At 43.2% G+C, this 15,573-nt stretch carries 16 protein-coding genes; 14 read left to right on the plus strand and 2 right to left on the minus strand.

Translation table 11 applies throughout. From position 1 onward, the window contains the following. The first annotated feature begins 15 nt into the window (after window positions 1–15). Window positions 16–1,410 carry a Cof-type HAD-IIB family hydrolase gene (locus tag HMPREF9189_RS02435; protein ID WP_000453115.1) on the plus strand — a complete coding sequence of 465 codons (1,395 nt, stop codon included), beginning with the start codon at window positions 16–18 and terminating at the stop codon, window positions 1,408–1,410. Window positions 1,411–1,443: 33 nt separating this feature from the next. Here the strand turns inward: HMPREF9189_RS02435 and HMPREF9189_RS02440 are convergent, their stop codons facing one another. Beyond that, a complete protein-coding gene (locus HMPREF9189_RS02440; RefSeq protein WP_000079164.1) occupies window positions 1,444–1,896 on the minus strand; it encodes a universal stress protein in 453 nt (150 codons plus the stop codon). 213 nt (window positions 1,897–2,109) lie between these two features. Here HMPREF9189_RS02440 and HMPREF9189_RS02445 point away from each other — a divergent pair, with 213 nt between their 5' ends. Further along, window positions 2,110–3,324 carry a pyridoxal phosphate-dependent aminotransferase gene (locus HMPREF9189_RS02445; RefSeq protein WP_000657746.1) on the plus strand — a complete coding sequence of 405 codons (1,215 nt, stop codon included), beginning with the start codon at window positions 2,110–2,112 and terminating at the stop codon, window positions 3,322–3,324. A gap of 144 nt (window positions 3,325–3,468) precedes the next feature. Next, window positions 3,469–3,603: a 50S ribosomal protein L34 gene (rpmH, locus tag HMPREF9189_RS02450; RefSeq protein ID WP_000831902.1), complete on the plus strand. Its 135-nt coding sequence runs from the start codon at window positions 3,469–3,471 to the stop codon at window positions 3,601–3,603. A 199-nt stretch (window positions 3,604–3,802) separates the two neighbouring features. Here the strand turns inward: rpmH and HMPREF9189_RS02455 are convergent, their stop codons facing one another. Further along, a complete protein-coding gene (locus HMPREF9189_RS02455) occupies window positions 3,803–5,647 on the minus strand; it encodes an APC family permease (RefSeq protein ID WP_000488824.1) in 1,845 nt (614 codons plus the stop codon). 151 nt (window positions 5,648–5,798) lie between these two features. On the opposite strand from HMPREF9189_RS02455, the gene HMPREF9189_RS0101935 reads away from it, so the two are divergent. From HMPREF9189_RS0101935 to HMPREF9189_RS02505, 11 genes are all read left to right on the plus strand, one after another. Continuing rightward, window positions 5,799–6,572, plus strand: coding sequence for a TatD family hydrolase (locus tag HMPREF9189_RS0101935; RefSeq protein WP_025168486.1), 774 nt, complete (start codon window positions 5,799–5,801; stop codon window positions 6,570–6,572). Beyond that, a complete protein-coding gene (gene rnmV, locus HMPREF9189_RS02460; protein WP_000660017.1) occupies window positions 6,572–7,138 on the plus strand; it encodes a ribonuclease M5 in 567 nt (188 codons plus the stop codon). The genes HMPREF9189_RS0101935 and rnmV overlap by 1 nt, the downstream gene beginning before the upstream one ends. 200 nt (window positions 7,139–7,338) lie before the next feature. After that, window positions 7,339–8,052 carry a hypothetical protein gene (locus HMPREF9189_RS02465; RefSeq protein WP_000013637.1) on the plus strand — a complete coding sequence of 238 codons (714 nt, stop codon included), beginning with the start codon at window positions 7,339–7,341 and terminating at the stop codon, window positions 8,050–8,052. Between the two features lie 19 nt (window positions 8,053–8,071). Beyond that, window positions 8,072–8,944: a 16S rRNA (adenine(1518)-N(6)/adenine(1519)-N(6))-dimethyltransferase RsmA gene (gene rsmA, locus HMPREF9189_RS02470; RefSeq protein ID WP_001216849.1), complete on the plus strand. Its 873-nt coding sequence runs from the start codon at window positions 8,072–8,074 to the stop codon at window positions 8,942–8,944. Between the two features lies 1 nt (window position 8,945). Further along, window positions 8,946–9,824: a ribosome small subunit-dependent GTPase A gene (rsgA, locus tag HMPREF9189_RS02475; RefSeq protein ID WP_001162004.1), complete on the plus strand. Its 879-nt coding sequence runs from the start codon at window positions 8,946–8,948 to the stop codon at window positions 9,822–9,824. Window positions 9,825–9,834: 10 nt separating this feature from the next. Then, on the plus strand, window positions 9,835–10,491 hold the full coding sequence (gene rpe / locus HMPREF9189_RS02480; protein WP_000084993.1) for a ribulose-phosphate 3-epimerase: 657 nt from the start codon (window positions 9,835–9,837) through the stop codon (window positions 10,489–10,491). Beyond that, window positions 10,454–11,116: a thiamine diphosphokinase gene (locus HMPREF9189_RS02485; RefSeq protein ID WP_000006126.1), complete on the plus strand. Its 663-nt coding sequence runs from the start codon at window positions 10,454–10,456 to the stop codon at window positions 11,114–11,116. Before rpe ends, HMPREF9189_RS02485 begins: the two co-directional genes overlap by 38 nt. Before the next feature lies 1 nt (window position 11,117). Further along, a complete protein-coding gene (rmuC, locus tag HMPREF9189_RS02490) occupies window positions 11,118–12,374 on the plus strand; it encodes a DNA recombination protein RmuC (protein ID WP_000450904.1) in 1,257 nt (418 codons plus the stop codon). Then, window positions 12,364–13,305 (plus strand): 3'-5' exoribonuclease YhaM family protein, encoded by a 942-nt coding sequence (locus HMPREF9189_RS02495; RefSeq protein ID WP_000703200.1) that lies wholly within the window; start codon window positions 12,364–12,366, stop codon window positions 13,303–13,305. The genes rmuC and HMPREF9189_RS02495 overlap by 11 nt, the downstream gene beginning before the upstream one ends. A gap of 104 nt (window positions 13,306–13,409) precedes the next feature. Beyond that, a complete protein-coding gene (gene purR, locus HMPREF9189_RS02500) occupies window positions 13,410–14,237 on the plus strand; it encodes a pur operon repressor (RefSeq protein ID WP_002874197.1) in 828 nt (275 codons plus the stop codon). A gap of 66 nt (window positions 14,238–14,303) precedes the next feature. Then, complete coding sequence (locus HMPREF9189_RS02505) at window positions 14,304–15,560, plus strand: diaminopimelate decarboxylase (protein WP_000856547.1); 1,257 nt, start codon at window positions 14,304–14,306, stop codon at window positions 15,558–15,560. Window positions 15,561–15,573 lie beyond the last annotated feature (13 nt).

A 15,573-nucleotide genomic window follows, 5' to 3' on the forward strand; every position in this document is an offset into this window, starting at 1 on the left:
GGAGAATGGGATAGGATGGAAGTCAAGGCTGTTTTTTTTGATATCGATGGAACGCTAGTCAACGATCGCAAGAGTGTTTTGAAATCCACTAAGGACGCGATTAAGATTGTCAAAGAGCAAGGAGTACTTGTCGGAGTAGCGACAGGACGAGGGCCGTTTTTTGTCAAGGAATTGATGGAAGACTTGGACCTAGACTTTGCGGTGACCTACAATGGTCAATACATTTTTAATAAAGAAAAGGTACTCTTTGCAAGTCCGATTGCTAAGTCAAGCCTGCGTCAACTGATTGCTTATGCTAAAAAGGAGCGTAAAGAAATCGCTCTTGGAACCGAGCATGCCGTTGTTGGTTCGAAAATTATGTCATTTGGTCTCGGATCCTTTTCGCAACTGGTTAGTCGTTTTATCCCAACTGTTCTGACAAGAACTGTTAGTCGTTCCTTTAATCGAATGGTCAGCAAGGCCGTTCCTCAAAAAGAAGACGACTTGCTTAACTTGATTAATCAACCCATTTATCAAGTTTTGATGCTGATGACGCCAGAGGAATCTGAGAAGGCAGCAGCCGATTTTGAAGACTTGAAACTGACTCGAAGCAATCCTTTTGCCGCAGATATCATTAACCAAGGTAATTCCAAACTAGAAGGCATTTGTCGGGTCGGGAAAGAATATGGCTTTGCTCTCAACCAAGTCATGGCCTTCGGTGATTCAGATAATGACCTGGAAATGTTAGCAGGTGTCGGTATGTCAGTCGCTATGGGAAATGGCAGTAGCAGTGCCAAAGAGGTTGCTAAACATATTACGGCAAGTAATCAACAAGATGGCATCCACAAGGCGCTTGAGCACTTTGGTGTTTTGGCTTCAGAAAAAGTGTTTGTCAGTCGGGACTACCACTTTAATAAAGTCAAGACCTTCCACCACATGATGGATGAACGAACTCAAGAAGAACCACAAGCATGGGATGTTGAAGGTGCAACCCACCGCGCAGACTTTAAAATTGAAGAATTAGTAGAGTTTGTTCGCGCGGCAAGTTCTTCGGAGGAAGAATTCCAAGAGTCCCTTGCAAGCATGCATGAAGCACTTGATAAGGCAGCAGAGAAAGTGGCGAAAAAGACACCTGCTAAGCAAAACTTGGTCGGTCAAGTGGATGCTTTGATCGACACACTGTATTTCACATACGGTAGTTTTGTTTTGATGGGAGTAGATCCAGAACGTATTTTTGATATTGTCCATGAAGCGAATATGGGGAAGGTCTTCCCTGATGGAAAAGCTCATTTTGACCCAGTTACACACAAGATTTTAAAACCAGATGACTGGGAAGAAAAATATGCTCCAGAACCTGCCATTAAACAGGAGCTACAACGTCAGCTTAAGGCTTATGAGCGACATAAAGAAAGAAACAGAAATAATAAGTAATAAAAAGGAGCTCTAGGCTCCTTTTCTTACTATTTACAATGTTTTTTCACTTTCTCTCACGACCAGCAAATCGACTTTTGCATGGCGGAGAATGTATTCAGATGAAGACCCGACTAAGAGGCGTTCAAAGGCATTGAGACCTGTGGCACCAACTAAAATCAAGTCAACATTTTCTGCGTCTGGAATCGTCCGAGCGAGGAGAGTTTTGGGATTTCCCATCTCGATGACGATGTGGATATCAGTTAAACCGGCATCTTTTGCACGCTTTTCGTACTCTTTCATCATACTTTCAGCATCGGCTTGGAGTTCTTCGTAAACTTCAGCATCAAAGGTAGATACGCTTTGAAGAGCGCGTGTGTCAATAACATGGACAATGGTGAGCTTGGATTCATTGCGTAGAGCAGTGTAAACACCTTTGACGAAAGCCAAGTCCGCTTCTTTAGAACCATCAATTGCGACCATAACATTTTGGTAACGTTGTGCCATAATGAAACCTCCTGAAATTTTCTTACTTTTATTGTAACCCTTTTCACTAAAGAAGTAAAGTAAAAATCATATTTTAAACCATATTGTTGGTCATAGACTTAGTGAGGATTCTCTTTGTCAATGTTTTTTCTTTTGTTTCCTTGTTTATGGAAGCTTGTCGCAGCGACTTTCTAGTGGTATAATGTTACTATCTCGATGAATTGAGGAAAAAAGATGAAAGAATTTAACAAGTCTAGCAAGCTAGAGCATGTTGCTTATGATATCCGTGGTCCTGTTTTGGAAGAAGCCATGCGTATGCGAGCAAACGGAGAAAAGATTTTGCGCCTGAACACAGGGAATCCAGCCGAATTTGGTTTTACAGCGCCAGATGAGGTCATTCATGACTTGATTATGAATGCGCGTGATAGTGAAGGTTACTCTGATTCTAAAGGGATTTTCTCAGCTCGTAAGGCTATCATGCAGTATTGCCAACTGAAGAAATTTCCAAATGTGGATATTGATGATATTTACCTTGGAAATGGTGTCAGTGAGCTGATTGTCATGTCCATGCAAGGGCTTTTGGACAATGGAGATGAGGTCTTGGTGCCTATGCCAGACTATCCTCTCTGGACAGCGGCTGTCAGCCTAGCTGGAGGAAATGCCGTTCACTATATCTGTGATGAGGCTGCAGAATGGTACCCTGATATTGACGATATCAAGTCAAAAATCACTTCAAATACCAAGGCTATTATTCTCATCAATCCAAATAATCCGACAGGAGCCCTTTATCCCAAGGAACTCTTGTTGGAGATTATTGAGATTGCACGTCAAAACGACTTAATTATCTTTGCGGATGAAATTTACGACCGTATGGTCATGGACGGTCATGAGCATGTCTCGGTAGCTAGTCTGGCTCCAGATGTCTTTTGTGTCAGCATGAACGGTCTTTCAAAATCTCACCGTATCGCTGGTTTCCGTATAGGATGGATGGTCTTATCAGGACCTAAGACACATGTCAAGGGCTATATTGAAGGTCTTAATATGCTGTCTAACATGCGCCTTTGCTCTAACGTTTTGGCCCAGCAAGTCGTACAAACCTCGCTAGGTGGGCACCAGTCGGTGGACGAATTGCTCCTTCCTGGTGGACGGATCTACGAGCAAAGAAACTTTATTTACAATGCAATTCAAGATATTCCTGGTTTATCTGCTGTTAAACCCAAAGCCGGACTTTATATTTTCCCTAAAATTGATCGCAATATGTATCGCATCGATGATGATGAACAGTTTGTCCTCAATTTCTTGAAGCAAGAGAAGGTTCTTTTGGTTCATGGTCGAGGTTTCAACTGGCAAGAACCAGACCATTTCCGTATCGTTTACCTTCCTCGTGTGGACGAATTAGCACAAATCCAAGAAAAGATGACTCGTTTCTTGAAACAATATCGTAGATAGGGCTTTCATTAGAAAAAGCTGGAAACATTTGCCTAGAGCTATTGACAAAAGTATCAGAATCAGATAGAATAGTAAAGTATGTTTAGTAACTGATCACTTTATAGCCGGCTAAACGAATACAAAATCTATGAGGAGGTATTCATCGTGAAACGTACTTATCAACCAAGTAAAATTCGTCGTGCGCGCAAACACGGATTCCGTAACCGTATGTCAACTAAAAACGGTCGTCGCGTATTGGCAGCTCGTCGTCGTAAAGGACGCAAAGTTTTGGCTGCATAATCCAAACAAATTCAGCAAAGAAGCCAGTAGGAACTCGAGTCTACTGGCTTTTGTTTTGCTCAACAAGTATAGATAGTGAAGGATTCATACATTTCCGTATGAGTTTTGTATCATGGAATAAGTCTCTGATCTATGAGAAAATTTGAGAAGTTCAGATAAAAAAGCTCAAAATCAAAAACAAATGATTTTGAGCTTTTGTTTATTCTTTTAAGTGATAAGAGTAGCTAGCGACAACGACGTCTTCATGCCATCTGAGAGCGTATTTTAGTTTGAGGCTCATTTGATTGTGCAGGATATTTTGCCAAGGCTTGTTAGGGATGAACTGTGGGACAAGGACTGTAACGGTGTAGTTTTTTTGCTTAGCTTCTTGGGCGATTCGTTTGACATACTTGACGCTAGGGGTGATGATGTCGCGGTAGCTAGTGTTGATATTCTTCAGAGTGATATTTGGGAAGTAATCGGCAAATTCCTGAAGAATTTCTTGGTCTTTTTCTGCCGTTTCTTTAGTAGAAATGTGCATGGCCAACACTTCGTCACCGATACTTTGAGCGTAGTTGATGGCTCCGATACTTACTCGAGTGACATTTCCTACTAGGACAAGGACAAGGTTACCGTCATAAGTGCGTTTTTCAATTCCTTCGTAGAGTCGTAGTTGTTTTGCCACTTTTTGGTAATGGTTGTGAATGGACAAAAAGAGGAAGGTTAAAACTAGGATAATTGGGAAGAATGGCCAGATATCACCCAGTCTGAAGAGGAGTAAAATGAGGACAATGGCATAACAAATGATGGCCCCAAGGATATTAGCGAAGGCAGATTTTAAGAAGTTTGCTCCTTTTTCCTTTTTCCAATGGCGAATCATCCCAGTCTGAGAAAGGGCAAAGGGAACGAAGACTCCGATAGTATAAAGAGGAATCAAGCGCTCAGTATTCCCATTAAAAATGAGAAGAAGGATCATAGCTCCAAAAGCCAGAGTTAAGATACCGTTGGAGTAGCCAAGGCGATCCCCTTTTTCCATAAAGAGATGGGGCATGTACTTGTTTTTGGCCATATTGTAGGACAGCATAGGGAAGGCTGAAAAGCCAGTATTTGCAGCTACGGCTAGAATCAAGGCTGTCGAGAACTGGAAGAGATAGTAGCTAGCATGACCAAAGAATGAATCACCAAGAATGCCCTTGGCCATTTGCGAGAGGATGGTTTCTCCGTGTTGAGGCGTGATACCCATCCAGTAGTTTAGGAAGGTAATGCCTGCAAAAAGAAATCCTAAAATCAGCGACATGATGGTCAAAGTCTGAGCAGCATTCTTTTCTTTCGGAGTTTTAAAAAATGGTACCGCATTTGAAATAGCTTCAACCCCTGTCAGAGAGGCAGAGCCACTGGTAAAGGCTCTTAGTAGGAGAACGATGGAAAGGCTCGGAACAGTTTGTCCAATGGTTGAAGTTGCCTGATAGTTTAGGGAACCTGTAAACAGTTGAAAGACCCCATAAAGCAAGAGAAAGACGGTACTGAAGATAAAGAGGTAGACGGGAATCATCAGAGAGCTGGCAGATTCTTTCAATCCTCTTAAATTCAAGAGCATGAGCAGGCAGACTAGGAAAATAGAGATATGAAGATTGTAGGGATGGAGGGCAGGTATGGCTGCTGTAATAGCATCAGCTCCAGAAGCGACGGATACGGCTACTGTCAGCATATAGTCAACAAGGAGACTGCCTCCTGCAATCAAGCCCAGTTCAGGGGAGAGGTTTTCCCGAGTGACCATATAAGCCCCTCCACCTTGAGGATAGGCATGAATGATCTGACGATAAGAAATGGTCAAACTAGCGAGCAGTAAGAGGACAAAAATACCAATAGGGAGGCTCCACCAAATAGCGAGAGGAGACAGACTGACTAATACGAGAATGACTTGTTCGGGCCCATAGGCAATAGAAGACAGGGCATCACTGGATAACATTGCAAGTGCCTGCAATTTTCCCAACAATCCCCCTTCGCCGTCTGTGAGAGACTTGAGTGGTCGACCGATAAAGGTATATTTTAATTTTCTAAACATTTTCTTTTCCTTTGCTGAAAATTTCAATAAGTGTTATTATACTGCTTTGAAAAAAGGTAGTCAAGGGAGAACGATTGGTATTAAAATATTTTTACGAGCCGAGGAATGCTATTTTTGGTATAATAGATGGAAGAAAATGAGGTTAGAAGAGATGATTTTTGATACGCACACACATTTAAATGTAGAGGAATTTGCAGGACGTGAGGAGGAAGAGCTTGCCTTGGCGGCTGAGATGGGTGTGACACAGATGAATATTGTTGGTTTTGACAAACCAACCATTGAACGAGCCCTAGAGTTGGCAGATGAGTATGAGCAACTCTACGCAACTATTGGCTGGCATCCGACTGAAGCGGGGACATACACAGACGAGGTAGAAGCTTACTTGCTTGAAAAGTTAAAACATCCCAAGGTTGTTGCCTTAGGTGAGATTGGATTGGACTATCACTGGATGACAGCATCTAAGGAAGTACAGGAACGGGTTTTTCGTCGTCAGATTCAGTTATCCAAGGACTTGAATTTACCTTTTGTGGTCCATACCCGTGATGCGCTAGAAGATACTTATGAGATTATCAAGAGCGAGAGCGTTGGTCCACGAGGTGGGATTATGCATTCATTTTCAGGCTCTTTGGAGTGGGCTGAGAAGTTTGTCGAACTTGGCATGACCATTTCTTTCTCAGGAGTGGTGACCTTTAAAAAAGCGACGGATATTCAAGAGGTTGCTAGGGAACTTCCTTTGGATAAGATTTTGGTAGAAACGGATGCACCTTACCTGGCTCCTGTTCCTAAACGTGGTCGTGAAAACAAAACAGCCTATACTCGCTATGTGGTAGATTTTATCGCCGATTTGCGTGGGATGACGACTGAGGAGTTAGCCGCAGTAACAACTGCAAATGCAGAGCGTATCTTCGGGTTGGACAGCAAGTGATGAAAGAAAAAATTTCCCAAGTCATCGTGGTCGAAGGTCGCGATGATACGGTCAATCTCAAACGCTACTTTGATGTAGAGACCTACGAAACAAGAGGTTCCGCAATAAATGACCAAGATATAGAGCGCATTCGTCGTTTGCATGAACTGCATGGAGTCATTGTTTTTACAGATCCAGATTTTAATGGGGAGCGGATTCGGCGCATGATTATGACGGCCATTCCAACTGTGCAGCATGCCTTTCTCAAGCGAGATGAGGCTGTTCCCAAATCCAAGTCCAAGGGACGTTCTCTGGGAATTGAACACGCCAGCTATGAAGATCTAAAAACAGCGCTGGCTCAGGTGACAGAGCAATTTGAAAACGAGAACGAGTTTGACATCAGTCGTGGTGACTTGATTCGCCTAGGTTTTCTAGCGGGAGCAGACAGCCGTAGACGCCGAGAGTATCTAGGCGAACAGCTCCGAATCGGCTATTCTAACGGCAAGCAACTCCTTAAGCGCTTAGAGTTGTTTGGGTTTACCTTGGCAGAAGTGGAAGAGACTATGGAAAGTTATGATAATAGTTAGATAGCCCAAAAATACAAAGAGAATGTGTTACAATAGAAGTGAATAGATTGAGATGCTGGCTGTATGGGAACTGGTGTCCTACCTCATAAGATAGAACTTGAAATTTCTGAAGATATGTTGAAAGTCTATATAGATTTATCTACGGAAGAGGGATGAGTAGAATTCCATATCTTACTTTTAAAAAATTGAAAGGAAACAACATGGCAAATAGAAGTTATATTTACTTAAAAAACGGAGATGAAGCCCGTATTCTAACAGAGGGAATTTACACAATACCTTATTTTTGGCAATTGTTTTGGGATGAAGAAGATTTAAAAGCTCCTATTGCTCTCTGGGAAACAGCAGAAAAACTCGAAGAAGATGAAGAGGAAGCAGAAAAGTTTTACCAAGAGCAGAATGTAGATATCTTACTTTCTATTGAAAAATTCCAGCAAAATGCCCTCCAAAATCGGTCTTTTTTAGAAGAAAATGCCCCGCAAGCCTTGCAACTATATGATGCCTTTGTTCGTTATATTCTTGCAAACGTAAAAGACGGTGATGTGCTTGGATTTGATCTTTTAGATGTTGTTTTTATGGACCAAGTGTCTGTTGTTTCTGATAAACTGTTAAAAAACATACGAGCTATTCGGGGAAATCAACCTAAAGATTTAGATTTTTCTTTGACAGAAAAGAACTTAATTGGTCTTGCTATGGGTTTTCCTGATTATTATGCTTCAGAATTATTGCCAGAAGATAATATTCTAGATTCGGTTGCCTATCATGATGAGTTGAAGAAAATGGACCCCCAAGAAAATAAAAAAGCACTTGATATGACTGGAGCTGATTCAAAAGGGAACAAACATCGTGTTCTTTTTGTATTTTGGATTTTGTTGGTACTAGGAATTGTGTGGCTTCTATATATTATTTTTAGCTAATAATTAGAAAAGAGAATAGATGAGAATTGCAGATTATAGCGTGACCAAGGCAGTGCTGGAGCGTCACGGATTTACCTTTAAAAAATCCTTCGGGCAAAATTTCCTGACGGATACCAATATCCTTCAAAAAATCGTGGATACGGCTGAGATTGATGACCAGGTCAATGTCATCGAAATTGGCCCAGGAATTGGTGCCTTGACGGAGTTTTTGGCTGAGCGTGCGGCAGAAGTTATGGCTTTTGAGATTGACCACCGTTTGGTGCCAATTTTAGCAGATACTTTACGTGATTTTGACAATGTTACTGTAGTAAACGAGGACATTCTTAAGGTTGACTTGGCGCAGTATATCCAGAATTTCAAAAATCCTGAACTACCAATCAAGGTAGTAGCCAACTTGCCATACTACATTACGACGCCTATTCTCATGCACTTGATCGAGAGTGGCATTCCTTTTAGTGAGTTTGTCGTCATGATGCAAAAAGAAGTGGCGGATCGCATCTCAGCACAGCCAAATACCAAGGCTTATGGTAGTTTGTCGATTGCTGTGCAGTATTATATGACAGCCAAGGTTGCCTTCATCGTGCCTCGTACGGTCTTTGTGCCAGCGCCAAATGTGGACTCAGCCATTTTAAAAATGGTGCGCCGTCCAGAGCCAGCTGTAGCAGTGAAAGATGAACAGTTCTTCTTTAAGATTTCCAAGGCTAGTTTCACCCATCGTCGCAAGACCTTGTGGAACAACTTAACAGGCTACTTTGGCAAGACCGAAGAAGTCAAGGATAAGCTGACCAAGGCTTTGGACCAAGCAGGCTTGTCACCAAGTGTGCGTGGGGAAGCACTAAGCTTGGAAGAATTTGCTAGCCTTTCAGATGCGCTTAAAGGACAAGGATTCTAAGATGCAGGGACAAATCATTAAAGCCTTGGCAGGATTCTACTACGTGGAGAGTGAGGGTCAGGTCTATCAAACACGCGCGCGTGGGAATTTCCGTAAAAAAGGCCACACGCCATACGTCGGAGACTGGGTAGATTTTTCTGCGGAGGAAAATTCTGAAGGTTATATTCTCAAGATTCACGAACGGAAAAATAGTCTGGTCCGTCCACCTATTGTCAATATTGACCAAGCTGTGGTGATCATGTCCGTCAAGGAACCGGACTTCAACAGCAATTTGCTGGATCGTTTCTTGGTTCTTTTGGAGCACAAGGGTATCCATCCTATCGTCTATATTTCTAAAATGGACTTGCTGGAAGATAGAGGAAAACTGGATTTTTACCAGCAGACTTACGGTGCCATTGGCTATGACTTTGTGACCAGTAAGGAAGAACTCCTGCCCTTGTTAACAGGCAAGACTACAGTCTTTATGGGGCAGACAGGTGTTGGAAAATCAACCCTTCTCAATAAAATCGCACCGGACCTCAATCTAGAGACGGGAGAAATCTCTGATAGTCTAGGTCGCGGGCGCCATACCACTCGAGCTGTTAGTTTTTATAATCTCAATGGAGGTAAAATCGCAGACACGCCAGGCTTTTCATCACTGGATTATGAAGTGTCAACAGCAGAAGACCTCAATCAGGCTTTTCCAGAGATTGCCACTGTCAGTCGAGACTGTAAGTTCCGTACTTGTACCCATACCCATGAGCCGTCTTGTGCAGTCAATCCAGCAGTAGAAGAGGGCATCATTGCCAGCTTCCGTTTTGACAACTACCTACAATTCCTCAGCGAAATTGAAAATCGCAGAGAAACCTATAAAAAAGTCAGCAAAAAAATTCCAAAATAAGGAGAAACCTATGTCTCAATACAAGATTGCTCCGTCAATTCTGGCAGCAGATTATGCCAACTTTGAACGTGAAATCAAACGCCTAGAAGCAACTGGAGCAGAGTACGCCCATATCGATATCATGGATGGTCACTTTGTACCACAAATCAGTTTTGGTGCAGGTGTGGTTGAAGCTCTTCGCCCCCATAGCAAGATGGTCTTTGACTGCCACTTGATGGTAGCAAATCCTGAGCACCATTTAGAAGACTTTGCGCGTGCAGGTGCAGATATTATCAGCATTCATGTCGAAGCAACGCCTCATATCCATGGTGCTCTTCAAAAGATTCGTTCGCTCGGTGTTAAACCTTCGGTGGTTATCAATCCTGGTACGCCGGTTGAAGCTGTCAAACACGTACTTCACCTAGTTGACCAAGTTTTGGTCATGACGGTTAACCCTGGCTTCGGCGGGCAAGCCTTTCTGCCTGAAACCATGGATAAGGTCCGTGAGTTGGTTGCCATTCGTCAGGAAAAAGGTTTGAACTTTGAAATCGAAGTGGATGGTGGTATTGATGATCAAACTATTGCCCAAGCCAAAGAAGCTGGTGCTACAGTTTTTGTAGCAGGATCCTATGTCTTTAAGGGAGATGTCAATGAGCGAGTACAAACTCTCAGAAAACAACTGGACTAGGGTCGCCGTTTTTGCTGGCGGAGACCGCGGTCATTATCGGACGGATTTTGATTGCTTTGTCGGTGTGGATCGCGGTTCGCTCTGGGTCTTGGAAGAAGACCTTCCTCTCACTCTAGCAGTTGGGGATTTTGATTCTGTCACTGCAGACGAACGTCAGTTGATTCAAAAACGTGCCCAACATTTTGTTCAAGCCCAGCCAGAAAAGGACGATACGGATCTGGAATTAGCTCTCTTAACCATCTTTGAGCAAAATCCCCAGGCTCAGGTCACTATTTTTGGTGCTTTGGGTGGTCGGATTGACCATATGCTGGCTAATGTCTTTCTGCCTAGCAATCCCAAGTTGGCCCCCTATATGCGCCAGATAGCGATTGAGGACGGGCAAAATGTGATTAGCTATTGTCCAGAAGGGACCAGTCAGCTTCAACCCCGCTCGGACTACGACTATCTTGCTTTTATGCCAGTTCGGGATAGCCAGCTGACCATTATCGGAGCCAAGTACGAATTGACAGAGGAGAATTTTTTCTTTAAAAAAGTGTACGCTTCTAACGAATATATAGATAGGGAAGTTTCAATAACTTGCCCAGATGGCTATGTCGTCGTGCTGCATAGCAAGGATAGGAGGTAGGATGGAGACTGTATTATTACTATTATTAATTGCCAACCTAGCTGGACTCTTTCTGATTTGGCAAAGGCAGGATAAGCAAGACAAGTACCTAGCCAAGAGCTTGGAGGATCAAGCAGACAATCTTTCAGATCAACTGGATTATCGCTTTGAACAAGCCAGACAAGCCAGCCTGTTAGACCAAAAAGATCTGGAAGTAGCTGTCAGCGATCGTTTGCAAGAAGTGCGAATGGAGTTGCACCAAGGCCTGACTCAAGTTAGACAGGAGATGAATGAGAATCTCCTTCAAACCAGAGATAAGACCGACCAACGTCTCCAAGCACTGCAGGAGTCCAATGAGCAACGCTTGGAACAAATGCGCCAAACAGTCGAGGAAAAACTAGAAAAGACCTTGCAGACGCGCTTGCAAGCATCCTTCGAAACAGTCTCCAAACAACTGGAATCTGTCAATCGCGGCCTTGGAGAAATGCAAACTGTTGCCCGCGATGTTGGTGCCCTCAACAAGGTTCTCTCTGGTACCAAGACGCGAGGGATTCTGGGAGAATTGCAACTGGGGCAAATCATTGAAGACATCATGACACCTGCCCAGTACGAACGAGAATACGCAACGGTTGAAAACTCTAGCGAGCGAGTAGAGTATGCCATCAAGTTACCCGGGCAAGGCGACCAGGAAACCGTCTACCTGCCAATTGACTCCAAGTTTCCACTGGCAGATTATTACCGCTTAGAAGAAGCCTATGAAGCAGGTGATAAGGATGAAATCGAACGTTGCCGTAAGTCACTCCTAGCCAGTGTTAAGCGTTTCGCCAAGGATATCAAGAGCAAGTATATAGCGCCACCTCGGACAACTAATTTTGGAGTCTTGTTTGTTCCGACAGAAGGTCTTTATTCAGAGATTGTTCGCAATCCTATCTTCTTTGATGATTTGAGACGGGAGGAGCAGATTATTGTCGCGGGTCCAAGTACCCTATCAGCCTTGCTTAATTCCCTATCAGTTGGCTTCAAAACCCTCAATATCCAAAAGAGTGCCGACCATATCAGCAAGACCCTTGCCAGCGTCAAGACCGAGTTTGGCAAGTTCGGGGGAATTTTGGTCAAGGCACAAAAACATCTTCAACATGCCTCTGGCAATATTGATGAATTATTAAACCGTCGTACCACAGCTATCGAGCGGACGCTCCGTCACATTGAGTTGTCAGAAGGTGAGCCTGCGCTTGATTTACTCCATTTCCAAGAAGATGAGGAAGAATATGAAGATTAGTCACATGAAAAAAGATGAGCTATTTGAAGGCTTTTACCTAATCAAATCAGCTGACCTGAGGCAAACTCGAGCTGGGAAAAACTACCTAGCCTTTACCTTCCAAGATGATAGTGGCGAGATTGAAGGAAAACTCTGGGATGCCCAACCTCATAACGTTGAGGCCTTTACAGCAGGTAAGGTTGTTCACATGAAAGGGCGCCGAGAAGTTTATAACAACACTCCTCAAGTCAATCAAATTACTCTCCGCTTGCCTCAGCCTGGGGAACCCAATGATCCAGCTGATTTCAAGGTCAAATCTCCAGTTGATGTCAAGGAAATCCGTGACTATATGTCGCAAATGATTTTCAAGATTGAAAATCCTGTCTGGCAGCGTATCGTTCGCAGTCTCTACACCAAGTATGATAAGGAATTCTACTCCTATCCAGCTGCTAAGACTAACCACCATGCCTTTGAAACGGGTTTGGCCTATCATACAGCAACCATGGTGCGTTTGGCAGATGCCATTAGCGACATCTATCCTCAGCTCAATAAGAGCCTGCTTTATGCTGGGATTATGTTGCACGACTTGGCCAAGGTTTTAGAACTCAGTGGTCCTGATCAGACGGAGTACACAGTGCGAGGCAATCTCATCGGCCATATCTCCCTCATTGATAGCGAAATTACCAAGACAGTCATGGAACTCGGCATCGATGATACCAGAGAAGAAGTGGTGCTACTGCGCCATGTGATTCTCAGTCATCATGGCTTGCTGGAGTATGGAAGTCCAGTCCGTCCACGCATTATGGAGGCAGAGATTATTCATATGATTGACAATCTAGATGCCAGCATGATGATGATGTCAACAGCTCTAGCTTTGGTGGACAAAGGAGAGATGACCAATAAAATCTTCGCCATGGACAATCGTTCTTTCTATAAACCAGATTTAGATTAATAATTTAAGAAAAACGAGCATTTTTTACGCAATAATGTTCGTTTTTTTATGTGAATATGGTATAATGGATAAAATATCAAAATTAAATGGAATGGTAAATAAAAATGAAATTAAGAAGAAGTGATCGGATGGTTGTCATTTCCAACTATTTGATTAATAATCCATACAAACTAACAAGTCTCAACACCTTTGCAGAAAAGTACGAATCTGCTAAATCATCGATTTCAGAGGATATCGTGATTATCAAGCGTGCCTTTGAGGAAATCGAAATCGGCCATATTCAGACTGTGACTGGAGCAGGTGGTGGCGTTATCTTTACACCATCAATCTCTAGTCATGAAGCCAAAGAAATGATCGCAGACTTGCGTGACAAACTTTCAGAAAGTGACCGTATCTTGCCGGGCGGCTATATCTATCTGTCTGATCTGCTTAGTACGCCTGCCATTTTGAAAAATATTGGTCGTATCATTGCCAAGAGCTTTATGGACCAAAAAATCGATGCCGTTATGACAGTAGCAACAAAAGGTGTGCCACTCGCAAATGCAGTTGCCAATGTCCTCAATGTTCCATTTGTCATTGTGCGTCGTGACTTGAAAATTACCGAAGGTTCAACGGTCAGCGTCAACTATGTTTCAGGTTCAAGCGGTGACCGCATTGAGAAAATGTTCCTTTCAAAACGTAGCCTCAAGGCAGGCAGTCGTGTCTTGATCGTGGATGACTTCTTGAAAGGTGGGGGAACTGTCAATGGGATGATCAGTCTCTTGCGTGAGTTTGATTCGGAACTAGCTGGTGTCGCAGTTTTTGCAGACAATGCCCAAGAAGAACGTGAAAAGCAGTTTGATTACAAGTCACTCTTGAAAGTAACCAATATTGATGTTAAGAACCAATCCATCGATGTTGAGATTGGAAATATCTTTGACGAAGACAAATAAGAGATAGAACTAAAGGTTGGAACGATTGTCCCAGCCTTTCTTTGCAAACAGAATAGAAGGATGCTTATGAAAACACCATTTATCAGCCGAGAAGATTTAGAAACGATTGTTGCAGAGTTCCCGACTCCCTTTCACTTGTATGATGAGAAGGGGATTCGTGAGAAAGCAAGAGCCGTCAACCAGGCCTTTTCTTGGAATAAGGGATTCAAAGAATATTTTGCAGTTAAGGCTACTCCAACCCCAGCCATCTTGAAAATTCTCAAAGAGGAAGGTTGTGGTGTGGACTGTTCTAGTTATGTGGAGCTCTTGATGAGCTATAAGCTGGATTTCCCCGGCTCTGAAATCATGTTCTCTTCTAACAACACGCCTGACAAGGAATATGCCTATGCGCGTGAATTGGGTGCGACCATTAACTTGGATGCCTTTGAAGATATTGAACATTTAGAGCGTGCAGCAGGTATCCCAGAAATTATCTCTTGTCGTTACAATCCTGGAGGCGTTTTTGAGCTAGGAACAGATATCATGGACAATCCCGGGGAAGCCAAGTTTGGCATGACCAAGAATCAACTCTTTGAAGCTTTTGCCATCTTAAAGGAAAAAGGAGCTAAGACTTTTGGGATTCACTCTTTCCTAGCATCCAATACTGTCACCCATCTCTATTATCCAGAGTTGGCACGTCAGCTCTTTGAATTGGCTGTTGAAATCAAGGAAAAGTTGGGCATTTCGCTAGACTTTATCAATCTTTCTGGTGGTATTGGTGTCAATTACCGTCCAGACCAGGAGCCAAATGATATTGCGATGATTGGTGAAGGTGTGCGTAAGGTGTATGAAGAGGTCCTCACGCCAGCAGATCTCGGTCAGGTCAAGATTTTTACTGAATTGGGCCGCTTTATGTTAGCCCCTCACGGAGCTTTGGTCACAAGAGTCACTCATAAGAAAAAAACTTACCGTGCCTATCTAGGCGTGGATGCATCAGCAGTCAACCTCATGCGTCCCGCCATGTATGGAGCCTACCACCATATCACCAATCTGACCCATCCAGATGGACCTATTGAGGTGGTAGATGTGGTCGGTTCACTCTGTGAAAACAATGATAAATTTGCAGTGAATCGCGAACTACCTCATACAGAAATCGGTGATTTGCTGGTAATTCATGATACAGGTGCACATGGATTCTCCATGGGTTATCAGTACAATGCCAAACTACGCTCGGCAGAAATCCTCTATACCGAAGAAGGAAAAGCCCGCCAAATCCGCCGTGCAGAGCGCCCTGAGGACTATTTCGCAACCTTGTATGGTTTTGATTTTGAACCGGATCACTAAAAGGGTATGAAAA

It is taken from the genome of Streptococcus sp. oral taxon 071 str. 73H25AP (assembly GCF_000146755.1).
Taxonomy (GTDB): domain Bacteria; phylum Bacillota; class Bacilli; order Lactobacillales; family Streptococcaceae; genus Streptococcus; species Streptococcus oralis_T.

Bases quoted from the DNA above. Each gene is read 5' to 3' on its own strand.
- HMPREF9189_RS02435 (WP_000453115.1), top strand. From the start codon at position 16: ATGGAAGTCAAGGCTGTTTTTTTTGATATCGATGGAACGCTAGTCAAC.
- HMPREF9189_RS02440 (WP_000079164.1), bottom strand. From the start codon at position 1,896: ATGGCACAACGTTACCAAAATGTTATGGTCGCAATTGATGGTTCTAAA.
- HMPREF9189_RS02445 (WP_000657746.1), top strand. From the start codon at position 2,110: ATGAAAGAATTTAACAAGTCTAGCAAGCTAGAGCATGTTGCTTATGAT.
- HMPREF9189_RS02455 (WP_000488824.1), bottom strand. From the start codon at position 5,647: ATGTTTAGAAAATTAAAATATACCTTTATCGGTCGACCACTCAAGTCT.
- HMPREF9189_RS0101935 (WP_025168486.1), top strand. From the start codon at position 5,799: ATGATTTTTGATACGCACACACATTTAAATGTAGAGGAATTTGCAGGA.
- rnmV (WP_000660017.1), top strand. From the start codon at position 6,572: ATGAAAGAAAAAATTTCCCAAGTCATCGTGGTCGAAGGTCGCGATGAT.
- HMPREF9189_RS02465 (WP_000013637.1), top strand. From the start codon at position 7,339: ATGGCAAATAGAAGTTATATTTACTTAAAAAACGGAGATGAAGCCCGT.
- rsmA (WP_001216849.1), top strand. From the start codon at position 8,072: ATGAGAATTGCAGATTATAGCGTGACCAAGGCAGTGCTGGAGCGTCAC.
- rsgA (WP_001162004.1), top strand. From the start codon at position 8,946: ATGCAGGGACAAATCATTAAAGCCTTGGCAGGATTCTACTACGTGGAG.
- rpe (WP_000084993.1), top strand. From the start codon at position 9,835: ATGTCTCAATACAAGATTGCTCCGTCAATTCTGGCAGCAGATTATGCC.
- HMPREF9189_RS02485 (WP_000006126.1), top strand. From the start codon at position 10,454: ATGAGCGAGTACAAACTCTCAGAAAACAACTGGACTAGGGTCGCCGTT.
- rmuC (WP_000450904.1), top strand. From the start codon at position 11,118: ATGGAGACTGTATTATTACTATTATTAATTGCCAACCTAGCTGGACTC.
- HMPREF9189_RS02495 (WP_000703200.1), top strand. From the start codon at position 12,364: ATGAAGATTAGTCACATGAAAAAAGATGAGCTATTTGAAGGCTTTTAC.
- purR (WP_002874197.1), top strand. From the start codon at position 13,410: ATGAAATTAAGAAGAAGTGATCGGATGGTTGTCATTTCCAACTATTTG.
- HMPREF9189_RS02505 (WP_000856547.1), top strand. From the start codon at position 14,304: ATGAAAACACCATTTATCAGCCGAGAAGATTTAGAAACGATTGTTGCA.